This is a genomic window from Kumtagia sp. (assembly GCF_059502445.1).
The window spans coordinates 1-16,215 of the sequence record NZ_JCACER010000052.1 but is presented as its reverse complement, the minus strand read 5'-3'; the positions used below and the strand labels follow the sequence as shown (position 1 = coordinate 16,215).

Sequence of the window (16,215 nt, the reverse complement as noted above, 5' to 3'; positions counted from 1 at the left end):
TGAGGGGAGGGGTTAGGGGTGGGGGTAAACGCATATCCGACTGCCCCTTCCTCGAGCGGGAGATGGCCGGCAGGCCAGAGGGGTGTGTGCAAGAGAGCATTCATCTCAATGCACCTTCGCCTGCTCGGCCAGCGTCGAGACGTCGACACCCATGATCAGCGCCTCGACCTCCAGCAGGTTGGTGTCGGCGACAGCGCGCTCGGCAACGATTTCGCCGCGGCGCATGACGACGATGCGGTCGGCGACCTGGAACACGTGGTGGATGTTGTGGGTGATGAACAGCACCGTGTGCCCGGCGTCGCGCACCTCCTTGACGAAACGCAGCACGCCATGCGTCTCCTCGACGCCGAGATTGTTGGTCGGCTCGTCGAGGATGATCACCTTGGCAGCGAACTGCATGGCCCGCGAGATGGCGATCGACTGGCGCTCGCCGCCCGACAGGGTGTTCACCGCCGCGTCGGCGTCGAGCTTCTTGGAGATGCCGACGCGCTTGAGCAGCGCCGAGGCGGCTCCCCGCAGCGCCGGGAAATCGATCGGCGCGAACACGCCGAGGAAGGGCAGCTTCACCGGCTCGCGGCCGAGGAAGAGGTTGCGGGCGATCGACAGGTCGGGCGCCAGCGAGGTGTCCTGGTGGATGGTCTCGATGCCGAGGTCGATGGCGTCGCGCGCCGAGCGGATCGACGCCTTCTCGCCGCGCACATAGATGGCGCCGCCGTCGATCGGATGGACTCCCGACACCGCCTTGATCAACGTCGACTTGCCGGCGCCGTTGTCGCCGAGCAGCGCCACCACCTCGCCCTCGCGCAGGCTGAGCGAGGCCCCGCGCAGCGCCGTGACGCTGCCGAAGGATTTGCGGACGGATTCCAGGCGCAGGACTTCCGCGGTCATCGCCGGGCACTCCGTTTCTGGATCATGGCGTGCATGATCAGCATCACGAGGATGATCGCCCCGACGAAGATGTTGAAGGCGAGGCCGGGCACGCCGATCAGCACGATTCCGTTGCGGATGACGCGCAGCATGACGGCGCCGACCACCGTGCCGAGGATGGTGCCGTAGCCGCCGGTGAGCGCCGTGCCGCCGACCACCACCATGGCGATCACCTCCAACTCGTAGCCGGTGCCGGCGACCGGCGACGCCGCCGAGATGCGGAAGGCGCTGATCATGCCGGCAAGCCCGGCCAGCACCGAGGTGGCGATGAACAGCCCGATCTTGACCGCGTCGGCGGGGACGCCGCGCGCCACCGCGGCGCTGCGGTTGGAGCCGATGGCGCTGATCCAGTTGCCGAGCTTCGACCAATTGAGGATGTAGGCGGCAAGCAGCGTCAGGCCGACGAACCAGAACAGCGAGACGTAGAGCCGGAACGGGCCGACCTCGAAGCTGCCGGCGAGCAGCGTCACGAAGACGCCGGGCTGGTCCCACGACTTCAGCGGGAATCCCTGGGTGATGTAGAGTGCCGCACCGCGTGCGATCAGCAGCATCGACAGCGTCACCAGGAAGGACGAGATGCCGATCTTGGTGACGATGATGCCGTTGATGGCGCCGATGGCGATGCAGACCGCCAGCCCGACCAGCAGGGCAAGGCCGATGTCGACGCCCGCCGTCTGCGCCAGCAGCATGACGATCACCGGTCCGAGCGCGAAGACGGCGCCCACCGACAGGTCGAACTCGCCGGCCGTGAGAAGCAGCGTCATGGCCAGCGCCATGATGCCGAGCTCCGGCAGGAAGGCCATCATGTTGGAGATGTTGAGCGGCGAAAGGAAGTTCGGGTTGGCAAGCGAGAAGCCGACCAGCACGACCGCCAGGATGATCAGCGATGCGACCTGCGGCGTGGCCACAAGGCCACGCCACCGGCCCCCCCGCATAGTCGCTTGTTCCGTCACAACTGCCATCGTCTTGTCCAGGAGAAGGCGCGGCGCCGGCCGGAGCCGGCGACCGCATCACTTGTTGTAAAGCTTCAGGATCGGGTCGACGCTGCCCTTGTCGTAGAGGCTGAACGTCTGGATGTCGTATCCGATCGGCTCGCCGGAAGCGGCAAGGTTGAGCAGCGCCACCGGCATGAAGCCCTGCGCCGAGGGGAACTGCCAGGCGGCGGCGTTGAAGTAGCCGTCGCGCACGGCCTCGGCCGTCTCCTTCGAATTGCCCCAGCCGACGACGGGGATGGAGCCCGCCTTGATGCCGGCATTGTCGAACACTTTTCGCACCGCCGCCGCCACCGAGTCGCCGAGCGCGATGATCGCCGGCGGATTGTTGGCGAGCATATAGTCGCTCATCTTGGCGATGATCCCGGCCGGGTCGGTGCCGGCGTCGACCACGTCGTATTTGATGCCAAGCGGATCGAAGACGCTGGCGATGCCTTCCGTCTCGAGTTGCTGGTAGCTGGCGCCGGGCACCTCGACCGGCAGGAAGACGGTATCGCCCTGCTTCACCAGCTTGTTGTCGACCAGGAACTTCGCCCATGTCACCCCGGCCTGGCGCAGGTCGGCGCCGACATAGGCCTGGCGGCCGGTGGCGGTGTCGTCGGTGTTGAAGAAGACGATCGGGATGCCGGCCGCCTTGGCCGCCTTCACCTCCTCCGTCCACAGCCCCGGCTGCGCCGAGGTAGTGCCGATGCCGGCCGGCTTGGCGGCGATCGCCGAGTTGAACGCCTCCTTCTGGGCAGCCATGTCGCCACCGGAGAAGGAGATGTTGCAGGTGACCGCGAGCTGCTTGCAGGCGGCTTCCGCGCCGGCGTTCCAGTCAAGCCAGAAGGCGTCCGACGGGCCGCCATGCGACAGCAGGTAGAACGTCTTGTTGGCGTCCTGCGCCTGTGCGGGCGTCGCGAAAGCGGCACCGGCCAGCAGCGCGGCGGCGAAGAGTTTCAGACCGAGCTTGAACATCAAAACCTCCCTTCGGCCGTCACAGGCCGTTTTCGCGGAATTTGCCGTCGAGGAATTTCTTGGCGCGCGGCACGTCGTCCTCCGACAGGTGCTCGATGATGACCGGGATGTTCGGGTGCTTCTCGGCCAGCCGCTGCAGATAGAGGTCGTAGTTCAGCGAGCCGAGGCCGGGCGCCGGCAGCTCGATCTCGCCGACGCCGCGGAAGGTGTGGCTCTCCAGCGCGTCGTCATCGCCGATGTCGGCATGCTTCTCGGTCTTGTCGTCGCCCGAGCGCTTCACGTCCTTGGCATGAGCTATCCTGATCTTGTCGGTCAGCGTGTCGAAGACCTGATTGAGGATCTGGTCCATGCGGTCGATGTTGTGGGTCTCGAAATAGTTGGTCGGGTCCATCAGCAGGCCGAGGCCGGGATGGTCGACCTGCGCGAACATCCTCACCGTCTCCTCGACCGAGCCGACGACGTTGTTGACATAGGTTTCCAGCAGGAACACCGCGCCGTGGTCGTATGCCGTCTGCGCAAGGTCGGCGATGACCTTGCGGCACTCCTCGAAGCCCTCCTCGGTCTTGTTCTTCGGATGATGCACCCAGTCGGACTCGGTGTTGTAGGTGCCGGTCTCGGAGATCACGTAAGGGCTGCCGAAATGGCGGGCGTTGCGGATGATCTCCTTGAGATAGCCGACGCGCCGCTCGCGCTCGCCTTTGTCGGGATGGATGATGTTTGTGTAGCCGGAGATGCAGCAGATCGGCAGGTTGTGGTCGCGGAAGACGTCGCGCACCTGCTTCGCCTTCTCCTTGGTGATCTGCCCGGCCGAGAGGTCGACGTCCTTGAAGTGCAGGTCGAGCTGCACCGTGTTGAAGTCGAGGGCGCGGATCTTTTTGGCGGTCTCCTCGAGACCGTAAGGGAAATAGCCCGTGAAAATACCGGCTTGCATCATGGCGTGAAACTCCTCCCGGATTGGTTCAGTTGATCGAGATTTCGGAAAGCTTGACCGTGCGGCCCTCGGCGATCGACCGGTAGCCGGCCTCGACGAGTGCCATGGTCCTGACATTGTCGGCGACGGAGAGCGCCGGCGCCGTGCCGGTGGCGACGGCGTGCTGGAGCTGCTCCATGACGCCGATGAAGGCGTGCGGGAACCACATGGTCTCCCAACTCGGCGTGACCCATTCGCCGCCGGTGGTCTTGGCGGAAGCGTAGGAGAGCGTCGACGCCGCGCCCGTCGGCCAGCCGATCGTGCCCCTGGCGACGCCTTCGGTGCCCTCGACGCGCCACGAAATATGCTGATCATCCCTGTATCCCTCCTGGCGTGGGCCGGACCAGACATCCTCCAGCGACACGGCGAGCACGCCGGAGGGAAAACGCAACGTCGAGACGGTGATGCCGTCCTTGTGGTCGAATGTCGTGCGCGGGTCCTTTCGCGTTAGCGTGGTGATCTCGTCGGGATCGCCGAACAGGAAGCGCAGCACGTCCAGATGGTGCACGCTCATGTTGGAGAGCGTCAGCCGGTCGTAGTCCTGCAAAAAAGCCTGCCAGTGCGGGATCGCGTGCATGTCGATCTGCGCGAAGACGATGTCGCCGAGCGCGCCGCTGTCGATGATCTGCTTCAGCACCCGCATCGACTGGTCGTAGCGCATGTTCTGGTTGACGGAGAGGATCTTGCCCGCGGCCTTTGCCTCGTCGCGCAGCAGAACCGCCTCCCCGAGCGACAGCGCCAGCGGCTTCTGCGCCAGGATCGCCTTCACATGCGGCTGCTTCAGCGCGTGGCGGATCAGCGCCGGCTGCTGGTCGGGCGGAAAGGCGAGGTCGATGATGTCTACGGTCTCGTCCTCGATCAGCGCCTCCGGCGTGTCGTGGACCGTCGGAATCTCCCAGCGCTCCGCCACTTTTTCGGCGTTGGCCTTCGTCCGCGAGGCGATAGCCACGACCGGAAAGCCCGCTTCCTTGTAGGCGGCCAGATGGCACTCGGCCATGATCATGCCGGCCCCGATGCAGCCGATCTTGTAGTCTCTGCTCCGAACCTCGACGTCCGGCTGGAACGCGGCTTGCGCCATCTCAATCCTCCCTTTCAACTCTGATCGCCCGGGCGCAGCGCAGCACCGTCGCGCGAAAAGCGGTGGACACGCGCGGCCTCGCAGGACAGAGCCACCATCGCCTCCGGCCGGATGTCCGGTTGGCCGCGCAGCAGCGCCCGCACTCGCGCGGCTCCGGCATCGACCGTCACCACCGTGTAGCCCCCCAGCGGCTCGACCTCGTAGACGCGCGCCGGCACGCCGGCCGCGCCTTCCGTCCAGGCGGCCACCTTGATGTCCTCCGGGCGCAGGCCGACTTCGATCACTTCCGCGTCGGCGGCCAGCCCCGGCACGGCGATGGCGCCGTCGGCCACGCGCAACGCGCCCGCGCTGGTCTGCGTCGGCAGAATGTTCATCATCGGCGAGCCGAGCAGGCGCGCCACATAGACGCTGGCCGGACGGTCGTAGATGTCGAGCGGCGTGCCGACCTGGCGGATGGCGCCGCCCTCCAGGATGGCCATGCGGTCGGCGACCGACATCGCCTCCTCCTGGTCGTGCGTCACGTAGATCAGCGTCTTGCCGAGCTCGCGCTGGATGCGCTTCAGCTCCACCCGCGTCTCCTCGCGCAGCCGCGCGTCCAGCGCCGAAATCGGGTCGTCCATCAGATAGGCGACGGGATCGCGCACCAGCGCCCGGGCGATCGCCACGCGCTGGCGCTCGCCACCGGAAAGCTGCGCCGGCGGCTTGTGCAGGATATGGCCGATATGCAGCTTCTCCGCGACCTCGGCCAGCCTGCGCTCGATCTGCGCCGGCGGCGCCTTGCGCTCGACCAGCGGGAAGCGGATGTTGTCGCGCGCGCTCATATGCGGGAACAGCGCGAGATTCTGGAACACCATGGCGATGTTGCGTGCCGCTGGCGGCACGCGGTTGACGGGACGGCCGTCGATCAGGATCTCGCCGGAATCCGGCGTCTCCAGGCCGAGGATGAGGCGCAGGATCGTCGACTTGCCCGACAGCGGCGGCCCGAAGAAGCAGAAGAACTCGTTGTCCTCTACGGTGAAGGACGCATCGGCCACGGCGACCGTGTCGCCATAACGTTTCGTCACGTTGCGGAAGGCGATCTCAGCCATGGGTCGGCGTGCTCCCAACGGCACTGTGCTCGACGCAAACGCGCTGGAACACCCCCTCACCGGCTCGCTTCGCTCGCCACCTCTCCCCCTGCCCGGGGGAGAGGAGAGCAGCTTCGGCATTGGCGCCAACCTTGCGGCCGGCGCTCCTCTCCCCCGTCCCGGGGGAGAGGTGGCGAGCGAAGCGAGCCGGTGAGGGGGTGCTTGACGCGACGATCCAGAACAGCATCACACGCCCCCCACCGCCGTGCCGCTCGCGCGGTCGAAGACGCGCACCGCCTCCATGTCGGGGCTGACCACCGCCGAAGTATCCAGCGTCGTGCGCTGGTCGTTGTCCAGCACGACCTTCATCGCCTGTTCGCCGCTGCCGAGATGCACGATGGTGCGGGCGCCGATGCGCTCGACCGCCGTGACCGGCGCGGTAATGCCCCTACCCTCTGCGGCCAGCGTCGCCTGTTCCGGGCGGAAACCGAACAGCACCTCGCCCGAACTACCGCGCAGGACGTACGCCAGGCGGTCCGGAAGCGGCGCGGTAGCGCCCAGCGGTCCGAGGTCGATCACCAGCCCGCGGTCGCTTTCGGCCGGCCGGCCGGGCAGCAGGTTCATGCCCGGCGAGCCGATGAACTTCGCCACGAAGACATTGGCCGGGTTGTTGTAGACCTCGATCGGCGTGCCGACCTGCTGCAGCACGCCGTGATCCATCACCGCGATACGGTCGGCCATGGTCATTGCCTCGAGCTGGTCGTGGGTGACATAGACCATGGTCTGCCGGAACTGCCTTTGCAGGTGCTTCAGCTCCGTGCGCATCACGGCGCGGAACGCCGCGTCGACATTCGACAGTGGCTCGTCGAGTAGAAAAATCGCCGGCTCGAGGATGGCCGAGCGGCCGATCGCCACGCGCTGCAGGATGTTGACCGACAGGCGGTCGGCGCGGCGGTCGAGCAAGGGCGTGAGCTGCAGCAGCTCGGCGATGGCGCCGACGCGGCGGTCGATCTCGGCCTTGGGCGCGCCATGCATGCGCGGCCCGTAGGCGAGGTTCTGGCGGACCGTCATGTGGGTGAAGATGGCGTAGTTCTGGAACACGAAGCCGACGCCGCGGCGCCCCATCGGCACGCCGGCCATGTCGCGCTCGCCGAACAGGATGCGGCCCTCGGTCGGCTGCTCCATACCGGCGATCATGTTCATGGTCGTCGACTTGCCGCAGCCCGACGGCCCCAGCAACGCCATGAACTCGCCGTCCTCGATGGTGAGATCCATGGTCTTCAGCGCGGTGAAGTCGCCGAATTTCTTGACCAGGTTGTGCAGGTGGATCGCGCTCATGCCCGCGCCTCCCGTGCCGCCGCCATGCGCTTCATGGCGAAAACGGTGGCGAAGGAAAGCACGATCAGGATGGCCAGCGCGATCGCCGCGACATAGCCCCAGATCAGGTCCTGCGTGGTGACCTTGTAGATGTAGACGGAGATCGTCTCGGTGGCGACGCCCGGACCGCCGCCGGTCATGATGTAGAGCGTGTCGAAGATCTTGAAGTTCTCGATCACGCGGATGGCGAGCGCGATGATGATGATGGTCTTCATCTTCGGCAGCACGATGGTGAGGAAGCGCTGCCAGGCATTGGCGCCGAGCAGCGTCGCCGCCTTGATCTGGTCCTGCGGCACGCCGACCAGGCCGGCGAGCAGGATCAGGAACATCAGCGGCGTCCACTGCCAGATGTCGGCGATCATCACCGCGATCAGCGCCAGCGTCGGATCGGAGAGCCAGGCAATCGCGATGCGCGTGCCGGTCAGCGTCGACAAGATGTCGTTCACCGGCCCGCCCGACTGGAACAGCATGAAGAACATGTAACCGGCCACCGCCGGCACCACCATCATCGGCATCAGCAGGATGGAATAGAACAGCCGCTTGCCCGGAAAATCGTCGGCGAACAGCGTCGCCAGCGCCAGGCCGAGCAGGAATTCGACGGGAACGCAGACGATCATCACCACGAAGGTGCGCCACAGCGCGCCCCACAGCCGGTTGTCCGAGACGAGGTCGGAATAGTTGGCAAAGCCGTTCCACAGCTCCCAGGCGCTCCACCAGCCGATGCCCGACAGCGGCGACCAGTCGGTCAGGCTGATGTAGAGCTGCATCAGCAGCGGGAAGACGGCGATGAAGAGCACCAGGATTTGCGCCGGCAGCGTCAGGCGGAAGCCGAGCCGGGCGGATTCGGAATCGGCGGCTGGAGCTGGCTTCGAGCCGGCCTCGAGAGCCGTGATCGGAGCTATCGGTTCGTCTGCGGGCGCCATTGTCGCGGTCATCGTCCGAGGGCCTCGAACTCGGCACCCCCACCCCTAACCCCTCCCCTCAAGGGGGAGGGGGACTTTGCGGCCGTCATGCCGCGCGAAACCATCGACGATTGTCGCCTAGCGGAGGCAGGGACGAATCCCCCTCCCCCTTGAGGGGAGGGGTCAGGGGTGGGGGTAAATTCAGCCAAGAGACCACTCATTGCTTCAGCGCCCCGAAGGTGAGGCCGCGCACCAGATGGCGCTGGATGGCGATTCCCATGATGACCGGCGGCACGGCGGCGATGAGCCCGAGCGCGGCCTTGGCGCCGTAGAGCTGGCCGGTCATGGAGGACGACAGCGAGGCCATGTAGACCGGGACCGTCACCCATTCGCGCGTCGTCAGCAGCAGCGCGATCAGATAGTCCGACCAGTTGAGGATGAAGACGAAGAGCGCGGCACTCGCCAGCGGCGCGCGCATCATCGGCAGCGTGATCTTCACGAAGACGCGCCAGCGCGAGCAGCCCTCGACCAGCCCCGCCTCCTCGATCTCGCGCGGCATATCGTCGAAGAAGGTCTTCATCAGCCAGAAGGCGAAGGGCAGCGTGACGATGCCGTAGACCAGCGCCAGCCCCCACCAGGTGTCGGTGAGGTTGAGGAAGGCCCACATGATCATGACCGGGATCATCACCGCCATGGGCGGGAACAGCCGGAGTTGGGTGAGCGCCAGCGGCAGGTTCTGGCCGGAGCCGAAGCGCGACAGGCCGTAGGCGGCGGCCGTGCCGGCGATCATGGCGATCAGCGTGCCGAATGTCGCCGACAGCAGCGAGGACAGGATCGGCTTCGCCGCCGACCGGTCGAGCGCCACGATCAGGCTGGAATCCGACTCGCCGAAGATGAAGCGGAAGTTGGAAAGCGTCGGCTCCTTCGGCCACCAGGTGAGGTCCGCGCCGGTCGCCGACCATTCGCCAATCGGCTTGAACGCCATCGACGCCATCCACAGGATGGGGATCAGCGTCAGCGCCAGCGCGAGAAGGATCGCGGCGTAGCGGAACAGCTCGAAGGACAGGGAACGGTTCATTACGATCGATGCATTGCTGGCTGAAGGTGACGGGAGGGGCGCCGAGCGTCCCTCCCGTCCGGCTTGCTTGGGAGGATCAGCTCACCGGGTCGAGCACCGTGGGCCATGCCTCCTTGTTGGTCTTGATCGCCTCGAGCAGCTTGTCCTCGCCGGTGCGGCGGGCGATGCGGGTCCACTCCCGCTCGGTGTCGGCCATGGCCTGCTCGGGCGTCTTCGTCTTGGTAAGCGCAGCCACAAGGTTCTCGTCGAGCGCGTTGTGGAAGGCGGTGGCGCCGGGATAGTTGATGGTCGGCACGGTGCGAGCGACCGTCTCGCGCACCACGTCCATGTGGTAGGCGTGGTAGGTCTGGCGCACCAGCGGATCGGAGAAATCCGACAGGCGGAACGGATCGAAATAGCCGCCGGGATTGGCCGTCATCCAGGCATAGATGCGGGCCGAGCCGAGCCATTGCAGGAAGAGGTAGCAGGCCTCCGGGTTCTTCGCCTGCGACGATACCGAGGCCGACAGGTTCAGCCACAGCACCGAGCGGCTGACCAGCTTGCCGTCGACCTCGCGGCCAGGCGGCAGCATCGAGCCGATCTTGCCGGTGACGGCCGAATCCTTGTTCGCCGCATTGTCGAGGAATTTCGGCAGGTTGGAGAAGGCGCAGGTCATCGCCGCGCCGCCCTTGGCGAAGTTGCCGTACTGCTCCGGCCAGCCCCAGGAGATCGCGTCCGGGGACTTGTAGGCGAGCGAGTCCACATATTCCTTGGTGGCGGCGATGCCGGCCTCGGAATTGATCAGCGCCTTGCCGGTGTCGTCGAACAGGAACTGGTTGGGCGAGCCCATCGAGACGTAGCGCTGGTACCAGTTGGTGTAGCCCCAGCCTTGGTTGCGGATGTCGGTGGAGCCCAGCATGTTCTTGTCCGGGCGATGGAAGAACAGCGATATCTCGTCGAGCTGCTTCCAGGTCCGCGGCGGCGCCAGGTCGTAGCCGTGCTTGTCCTTGAACGCCTTCTTCTCCGCCTCGTCGCTGAACAGGTCGGTGCGGTAGACCCAGGTCTGGAAATCGCCGTCGAGCGACACGCCGTAGGTCGAGCCGCGATACTGGTTGAGCAGCGACACGCCCTTGGCGCCGCCGACATAGCCGTTCTCGGGATTGTCCCATTCCGGTCTGTGCTTGGCGACGAAGTCGTCGAGCTTGAGGATGCCGCCGGTCTCGGCGAGGTCGCCGAGGCGGTTCCACTCGACGGCATAGATGTCGTAGGCTCCACCCTTGGTGGAGATGTCCTGCATGGTCTTGGTGAATTCCTGGCCGTTGGGGACGCCGACGATCTCCAGCGTGATGCCGGTCTCCTTCTCCCACAGGTCCTTGATCGACGGCGCGCCGGCCGGGAAGGGCTGCGTGAGCTGGCCGATCGAACCGTCGGACAGGCCGAGAACGATCCTGTCGACGCCCGCCGCCTTCATCGCCTTGGCCGCCTCGACGGCGCGTCCTTCCGGCGTGTCGGCGCCATACTGGTAGCGCTCGGCTCCCTCGAAGCCCGTCGGGCCGCCGATCATGCCGGCGGCAAGCGCATCGGCCGCGAAGGCGCGGCTCGGACGGATGAATTTCGGTGCGATTCCGACCGCGCCGGCAAACAGGACGGCTTTTCCTCCGGACGCGAGCAGACCGCGGCGCGACATGCGCATGATGTTCGACATTGATTTCCTCCCCTCTGGAACCTCCTCCGGCACCAGCTTGATGCACATTGACGCGAGGCGATGAGGCTGTCAACATCAGTTCAAATCAAAAATCATCATATCTGTCGCCTAGGAGGGAAACTCATGCAAAATGAACGATCTTCCGCGCCGTAAGCGGTCGCCGTCATGATGGGTTTTGATGCCTCTCTTCGACGGATCAGGATGCGCATCCGTGACAAGGCTGAGGAAACATGCCGCGCCGGCTTGTTGCCGCGCCAGCATGAGATACATCATTTCCCATCAGAATCGCAGTCAGCGGCTTTCATCCGGAGGATGAAGTTGTCCCCGTTCGGCCCCGCAAATTCACGGGATTTCTCCTAGCATGCGCTCGACCCTTATCGACATCGCACGCGAAGCCGGCGTTTCGGCCGCCACGGTCGACCGCGTGCTCAACAACCGGCCGGGCGTGCGCGAGCGCACCCGCGAGATCGTGTACGAGACGGCGCGAAGACTGGGCTATATCGCCGGGGATCGCGACGTCTCCGATTTCGGTCCGTCCGAAACGATCCGCCTCGACTTCGTCCTGCCCGAAGGCACTAACACCTTCATCCGGATGCTGCGCGACCAGCTGGCGCTGCAGGGCGCGGCAAGGCAGGAGCTCGACGTCCACATCAGTTCGATCGAGGGGTTCAATCCCGACACGCTCGCGCGGACCCTGCACGATCTGGAGGGCAGGACGCGCGGCGTCGGGCTGATCGCGCTCGACCATCCGACGGTGCGCGAGGCGATCCGCTCCCTGTCGGCCAGCGACGTCAAGGTGGTCACGCTGGCCACCGACGTGCTGCATGTGCCGCGCATCGCCTATGTCGGCATCGACAACCGCCAGGCCGGCCGCCTCGCCGGCTATGTGCTCGGGCGGCTGCTCGGCGGCAGCGCGCCGCGCAAGGTGGCGATGTTCGCCGGGTCCCTCTCCTATCGCGGTCATCAGGAGCGCGAGATGGGGTTCCGGCACGTGCTCGGCGAGGAGTTTCCGAACCTGTCGATCGTCGAGCTGCGCGAGATGCTGGACGACCGCGAGCGCGCCTATGTCGAGGCCGCCGCCCTGCTCGACCGCCACGACGACCTCGCCGGCATCTACAACATCGGCGCCGGCAACCAGGGCGTCGCCCGCGCCCTGCGCGAGCGCGACCTGGAGCGGTCGGTGGTGTTCCTCGGGCACGAGCTGACCGAGGGGACCAAGCGGCTGCTGCTCGAAGGTACGCTGGACGCGGTGATCGACCAGAACCCGCGCGTCGAGGCCCGCGAGGCGCTGAACCTCTTGACCCATGCCGTGCGCGGCCTGCCTTATGAAGGTCACCCGCCGCGGCTGCACCTCATCCTGAAGGAGAACATTCCGGAGGTGTGAGCGACGGTTCGGGTTTCGGCATGGTCACACAAATCGCCAGGCCAGAGAGATCGCAGGACGCTGCAGCAGTTCCCCCTCCTGGGAAACAGCGCCGAAAAGCGGGTCGAGCAGTCCGGATTTGCATCGCTTTGGACGAGAAAAGCTCTCGCTTTCCACCGAAAACCGAGGGCCTCCTACGGAAATCGATGTTGATTTCCCGAACCCTCTTCGTCAGACGGCCTGCTGCTCGCCCTTGCCCTTTTCGGCGTCGGCCTTCTCCTGTGCCGTGACCAGCACGTCGCTCCAGCGGATATCCTCCTGCATGGCATGCTTGGCGGCGGCGGGATCGCGCGCCTTCAGCGCGTCGAGGAACTGGAAATGCTTGTGGTTGCGGCCGGTGAGCTGGCGAACCGGGATCTCCTCGTGGAAGGTGCGCAGGAACGGCCCCATCAGCGTCCACATGCTTTCGCAGATGGCCTCGACATAAGGCATGCCGGCGAGCTTGAGGATGCGGAAATGGAAGTCGCGATTGGCACGGCTGGCGAGTTTGGGATCGTGCGCGGCGGCGCGGGTGAAGGTGTCGTTGAGCGCCTCGAACTCCTCGACCTGCTGCTGCGTCACGGTCTCGGCAACGCGGTAGGCGGCCATGCCCTCGAGCTCGACGCGGATGGCGACGATCTCGCGCAGGTCGCGCGGCGTCAGCTTCGGCACGACGATCGAGGTGGCGGCGCGGACCTCCAGCGCCCGCTCGCTGGCGAGCCGCGAGATCGCCTCGCGCACCGGCGTGATGCTGGTGCCGTACTGCTCGGCGAAGGCGGCGATGGTGAGCCGCTGGCCGGGCTTGAAATGCCCGTCCATCAGCCCCTGGCGCAGATCCTCGTAGAGCTGCGTCGAGAGGTTGGCGCGGGAAAGCGGCTTGCCATGCATGCAACGGGATCCTTTGTTTCGACAGACCCTACATCACGCGCGATCGGCCTGTCAGTATGCCCGCCCGGCCGGCCGACCGGCACATCGAGTGCCCAGCCGCGGTAGCGGACGAAGAGCGAGCCGGCGAGCGGGACCGGTTCGACGATGCCGGGCTCCGGCGCCTCCTTCATCGAGGTGGCGTAGAGGCGGTCGAGATTTTCGCCGCTGCCGCCGGGGGCGAAGCGGTGCCCGCTCACGACCGCAAGAATTCCTCCGCGACGCTGCGTATGCCGGCGCCGTCGAGCCTGTAATGGGCGTAGAGATGCGTCGGCGGGGCGATCAGGCTGAACTCGTCATAGATGCCGTGGCGCTTGAGCTTGACGCCGGCGCCCTCGTCGGTGAGCACCTCGGCCACCGCCGCGCCGAGGCCGCCGAGCACGTTGTGCTCCTCGACGGTCATCATCTTTTTCGTCCGCGCGGCGGCGGAAAGGATGGCATCGCGGTCGATCGGCTTGATCGAGGCCATATCGATGACGCCGACGGAGCGGCCCTCGGCGTTCATCGCCCTCGCCGCCTCGATGGCGCCGTGGACGGCCATGCCGCAGGCGATGATGGTGAGTTCGTCCCCCTTCAGATGCTCGTGCGCCTTGCCGAAGGCGAAGCTGGTGCCGCCCGCGTAGACGACGGGATCGCGGCCGCGGCCGATGCGGACATAGATTGGCCGGTCGTAACCGGCGGAGGCGCGGATCACCGCCTCGAGCTGCGCGCCGTCGGCCGGCGAGACCACGGCGAGATCGGCGATGGAGCGCATCGTCGCGATGTCCTCGGTGGCGTGGTGGGAGGTGCCGTAGAAGCCGAGCGAGATGCCGGTGTGATGGCCGATGAGGCGCACCGGCTGCGCCGAATAGGCGACGTCCATGCGGATCTGCTCGCAGGCGAGCAGGGCCATGAAGGAGGCGAAGGTGGCGACGAAAGGCACGACGCCGCAGCTCGCCATGCCGGCGGCCGCACTCACCATGTTCTGCTCGGAGATGCCGAAGGAGACGTAGCGGTCGGGATAGGCGGCGGCGAAGCGGTTCAAGCCGTTGGAATATTGCAGGTCGGCCGAGCCGGCGACCACGTTGTGGCCGGCCTTGACCAGCTCGATGAGACCGTTGGACAGGTGGTCGAGGCCGGGATTGGCGGCGTTAAGACCGCGATACTGCCAGGAATTGGGGGAAAGCGGACCGGTCATGCTCAAATCTCCCGGGACTTGATTTCGGCGATCGCCGCTTCGGCGTCGGACGGGTCGAGATAGCCGAGGTGCCAGCCGGGCTCGGTCTCCATATAGGAGACGCCCTTGCCCTTGACGGTTTTCGCGATGATGCAGCAGGGTTTCGCGCGCTCGTCGTCGGCGCGGACCCGGCGCAGCAGCTCGGTCGTCTCGGCGACGTCGTGGCCGTCGACCACATGCACCTCCCAGCCGAAGGCGCGCCACTTGTCGTCGAGCGGCTCGATGTTCATGACGTCGTCGACCTTGCCGTCGAGCTGGTAGCCGTTGCGGTCGACGATGGCGATCAGGTTTTTCGCCTGGTGCTGGGCCGCGCCGATGGCGGCCTCCCAGACCTGGCCCTCCTGCATCTCGCCGTCACCCATCATGCAGAAGACCTTGTAGTCCTCGCCGGTCCAGCGCTGGGCGAGCACCATGCCGAGGCCGTTGGAGAGCGCATGGCCGATCGAGCCGGAGGAGAAGTCGACGCCCGGCACCTTGCGCATGTCGGGATGGTCGCCGAGCGGGCTGCCGAGGCGGGTGTAGTTGTCGAGCCATTCCGCCGGGAAGAATCCGAGATCGGCGTAGATGGGGAACAGGCCAACGGCGGCGTGGCCCTTGCCGATGGTGAAGCGGTCGCGCGACGGCCAGCCGGGCTCGCCGCGCCTGAGCCGCATGACGTCGTAATAGAGGGCGGCGAAAATCTCGGCCGCCGAGAACACCGAGGTGTAGTGCCCGGTCTTGGCGATGTCTATGAGGCGCACGGTCTCCAGGCGGATGAAGCGCGCCCGCTCCTTCAGCATGGCGACCGTCTCCGGCGCAGGCGCGAAGCTGTTGGTCCGGGACCTGGCACCGTCGCTGCTCGGTGAAGCCATCAGTGCTCTCCTGTAGGGATGAGGGAGGATGCGCGATCGATCGCGCGCATGGCGCCGAAAATAGAGTCGGCGATAACAGGCGCGATGCGTAGATGTCAAGGCATCATGCATGATGCATGATAGTTTGAAGGCTGTGCGCAGCAGTCCTCAAGAAGATTGATACAAGACCTTCCTCCACAGCCAGCCTCCATCCTCGCCACGCTGCCTTGCGGCCCTGGCCGTTGTCGAAGGGCGCTCCCTGCCTCGGAGGGAAAAGTCGGGAAGCGGGGCGCTGGGCCGAGCCTCTTTAGTAAAAACATGGCGCGGCCTTCGCGCCCCGCCGGCGATTTCGGGCACCATCCCGTTCCGCTTCGCTATAGCTCCGGCTCCGGCTTCTTGCGTCGCCTCGGCTGGCCATGCCGCAGCACTCGTCCAGTGCGCCCCGCACATAGTTGCGGAGGAGGAACCTTCGGACGGGCCTCCCCGGGCGCGGGCTACGTCTTCCCGCACCGGAGGCGCCGGTCCCTCCCCACCAAACCACCGTCGCGACCGGTGTTCCCGCGGGAGGAACTGCCGGGATTATGGGAGAGACGGAGAGGGAGGGGATAAGGACGACGGGATTCTCGGGCGTGCGCGTGCCAAGGGACTGGAAAGGCAGGAAAATATTCCCGGCGGGGTGATTTTTTATCCCCCCTTGCTGGCTGCGCTCTGCCAAGCGCCCTCGTGGTTCGACAAGCTTCTGTAATTGCGGTCAATAGGGTTGCGTGTCCGGGCTTCGTGCTTCTGTCCGCGGGTCAGCGCTTTGGCTGCC

General features: G+C 66.1%; 14 protein-coding genes. 1 reads left to right on the top strand and 13 read right to left on the bottom strand.

Annotated features, from left to right (window positions below):
* Positions 1-105 precede the first annotated feature (105 nt).
* The 10 genes from AC5JDC_RS16575 to AC5JDC_RS16530 all read right to left on the bottom strand — a co-directional run bounded on the left by AC5JDC_RS16575 (position 106) and on the right by AC5JDC_RS16530 (position 11,032).
* A complete protein-coding gene (locus tag AC5JDC_RS16575; RefSeq protein WP_495842835.1) occupies positions 106-888 on the bottom strand; it encodes an ATP-binding cassette domain-containing protein in 783 nt (260 codons plus the stop codon).
* Entirely contained in the window at positions 885-1,862 is a 978-nt protein-coding gene (locus tag AC5JDC_RS16570; RefSeq protein WP_495842833.1) for an ABC transporter permease, read from the bottom strand. Before AC5JDC_RS16570 ends, AC5JDC_RS16575 begins: the two co-directional genes overlap by 4 nt.
* Positions 1,863-1,937: 75 nt before the next feature.
* Complete coding sequence (locus tag AC5JDC_RS16565) at positions 1,938-2,876, bottom strand: sugar ABC transporter substrate-binding protein (protein ID WP_106771767.1); 939 nt, start codon at positions 2,874-2,876, stop codon at positions 1,938-1,940.
* 19 nt (positions 2,877-2,895) lie between these two features.
* Positions 2,896-3,810 carry a sugar phosphate isomerase/epimerase family protein gene (locus AC5JDC_RS16560; protein ID WP_495842831.1) on the bottom strand — a complete coding sequence of 305 codons (915 nt, stop codon included), beginning with the start codon at positions 3,808-3,810 and terminating at the stop codon, positions 2,896-2,898.
* 25 nt (positions 3,811-3,835) lie between these two features.
* A complete protein-coding gene (locus tag AC5JDC_RS16555; protein WP_495842829.1) occupies positions 3,836-4,924 on the bottom strand; it encodes a Gfo/Idh/MocA family protein in 1,089 nt (362 codons plus the stop codon).
* Between the two features lie 14 nt (positions 4,925-4,938).
* Entirely contained in the window at positions 4,939-6,012 is a 1,074-nt protein-coding gene (locus AC5JDC_RS16550; RefSeq protein ID WP_495842827.1) for an ABC transporter ATP-binding protein, read from the bottom strand.
* Positions 6,013-6,237: 225 nt separating this feature from the next.
* Positions 6,238-7,329: an ABC transporter ATP-binding protein gene (locus AC5JDC_RS16545; protein WP_495842825.1), complete on the bottom strand. Its 1,092-nt coding sequence runs from the start codon at positions 7,327-7,329 to the stop codon at positions 6,238-6,240.
* Positions 7,326-8,291, bottom strand: coding sequence for a carbohydrate ABC transporter permease (locus AC5JDC_RS16540; protein ID WP_495842823.1), 966 nt, complete (start codon positions 8,289-8,291; stop codon positions 7,326-7,328). Before AC5JDC_RS16540 ends, AC5JDC_RS16545 begins: the two co-directional genes overlap by 4 nt.
* Before the next feature lie 196 nt (positions 8,292-8,487).
* Positions 8,488-9,348 (bottom strand): carbohydrate ABC transporter permease, encoded by an 861-nt coding sequence (locus AC5JDC_RS16535; protein ID WP_495842821.1) that lies wholly within the window; start codon positions 9,346-9,348, stop codon positions 8,488-8,490.
* Between the two features lie 76 nt (positions 9,349-9,424).
* Complete coding sequence (locus AC5JDC_RS16530; protein WP_495842819.1) at positions 9,425-11,032, bottom strand: extracellular solute-binding protein; 1,608 nt, start codon at positions 11,030-11,032, stop codon at positions 9,425-9,427.
* A 361-nt stretch (positions 11,033-11,393) separates the two neighbouring features.
* On the opposite strand from AC5JDC_RS16530, the gene AC5JDC_RS16525 reads away from it, so the two are divergent.
* Positions 11,394-12,416 (top strand): LacI family DNA-binding transcriptional regulator, encoded by a 1,023-nt coding sequence (locus AC5JDC_RS16525; RefSeq protein ID WP_495842816.1) that lies wholly within the window; start codon positions 11,394-11,396, stop codon positions 12,414-12,416.
* Positions 12,417-12,626: 210 nt separating this feature from the next.
* Here the strand turns inward: AC5JDC_RS16525 and AC5JDC_RS16520 are convergent, their stop codons facing one another.
* The 3 genes from AC5JDC_RS16520 to AC5JDC_RS16510 all read right to left on the bottom strand — a co-directional run bounded on the left by AC5JDC_RS16520 (position 12,627) and on the right by AC5JDC_RS16510 (position 15,425).
* Positions 12,627-13,322: a GntR family transcriptional regulator gene (locus AC5JDC_RS16520; protein WP_495842815.1), complete on the bottom strand. Its 696-nt coding sequence runs from the start codon at positions 13,320-13,322 to the stop codon at positions 12,627-12,629.
* 232 nt (positions 13,323-13,554) lie between these two features.
* Positions 13,555-14,535 carry a transketolase family protein gene (locus AC5JDC_RS16515; protein ID WP_495842813.1) on the bottom strand — a complete coding sequence of 327 codons (981 nt, stop codon included), beginning with the start codon at positions 14,533-14,535 and terminating at the stop codon, positions 13,555-13,557.
* Between the two features lie 2 nt (positions 14,536-14,537).
* On the bottom strand, positions 14,538-15,425 hold the full coding sequence (locus AC5JDC_RS16510; RefSeq protein WP_495842811.1) for a transketolase: 888 nt from the start codon (positions 15,423-15,425) through the stop codon (positions 14,538-14,540).
* Positions 15,426-16,215: the final 790 nt, after the last annotated feature.

What these genes read in the sequence shown, in the direction of transcription:
- AC5JDC_RS16575 (WP_495842835.1), bottom strand. Translation starts at nt 888, where the DNA reads ATGACCGCGGAAGTCCTGCGCCTGGAATCCGTCCGCAAATCCTTCGGC.
- AC5JDC_RS16570 (WP_495842833.1), bottom strand. Translation starts at nt 1,862, where the DNA reads ATGCGGGGGGGCCGGTGGCGTGGCCTTGTGGCCACGCCGCAGGTCGCA.
- AC5JDC_RS16565 (WP_106771767.1), bottom strand. Translation starts at nt 2,876, where the DNA reads ATGTTCAAGCTCGGTCTGAAACTCTTCGCCGCCGCGCTGCTGGCCGGT.
- AC5JDC_RS16560 (WP_495842831.1), bottom strand. Translation starts at nt 3,810, where the DNA reads ATGATGCAAGCCGGTATTTTCACGGGCTATTTCCCTTACGGTCTCGAG.
- AC5JDC_RS16555 (WP_495842829.1), bottom strand. Translation starts at nt 4,924, where the DNA reads ATGGCGCAAGCCGCGTTCCAGCCGGACGTCGAGGTTCGGAGCAGAGAC.
- AC5JDC_RS16550 (WP_495842827.1), bottom strand. Translation starts at nt 6,012, where the DNA reads ATGGCTGAGATCGCCTTCCGCAACGTGACGAAACGTTATGGCGACACG.
- AC5JDC_RS16545 (WP_495842825.1), bottom strand. Translation starts at nt 7,329, where the DNA reads ATGAGCGCGATCCACCTGCACAACCTGGTCAAGAAATTCGGCGACTTC.
- AC5JDC_RS16540 (WP_495842823.1), bottom strand. Translation starts at nt 8,291, where the DNA reads ATGGCGCCCGCAGACGAACCGATAGCTCCGATCACGGCTCTCGAGGCC.
- AC5JDC_RS16535 (WP_495842821.1), bottom strand. Translation starts at nt 9,348, where the DNA reads ATGAACCGTTCCCTGTCCTTCGAGCTGTTCCGCTACGCCGCGATCCTT.
- AC5JDC_RS16530 (WP_495842819.1), bottom strand. Translation starts at nt 11,032, where the DNA reads ATGTCGAACATCATGCGCATGTCGCGCCGCGGTCTGCTCGCGTCCGGA.
- AC5JDC_RS16525 (WP_495842816.1), top strand. Translation starts at nt 11,394, where the DNA reads ATGCGCTCGACCCTTATCGACATCGCACGCGAAGCCGGCGTTTCGGCC.
- AC5JDC_RS16520 (WP_495842815.1), bottom strand. Translation starts at nt 13,322, where the DNA reads ATGCATGGCAAGCCGCTTTCCCGCGCCAACCTCTCGACGCAGCTCTAC.
- AC5JDC_RS16515 (WP_495842813.1), bottom strand. Translation starts at nt 14,535, where the DNA reads ATGACCGGTCCGCTTTCCCCCAATTCCTGGCAGTATCGCGGTCTTAAC.
- AC5JDC_RS16510 (WP_495842811.1), bottom strand. Translation starts at nt 15,425, where the DNA reads ATGGCTTCACCGAGCAGCGACGGTGCCAGGTCCCGGACCAACAGCTTC.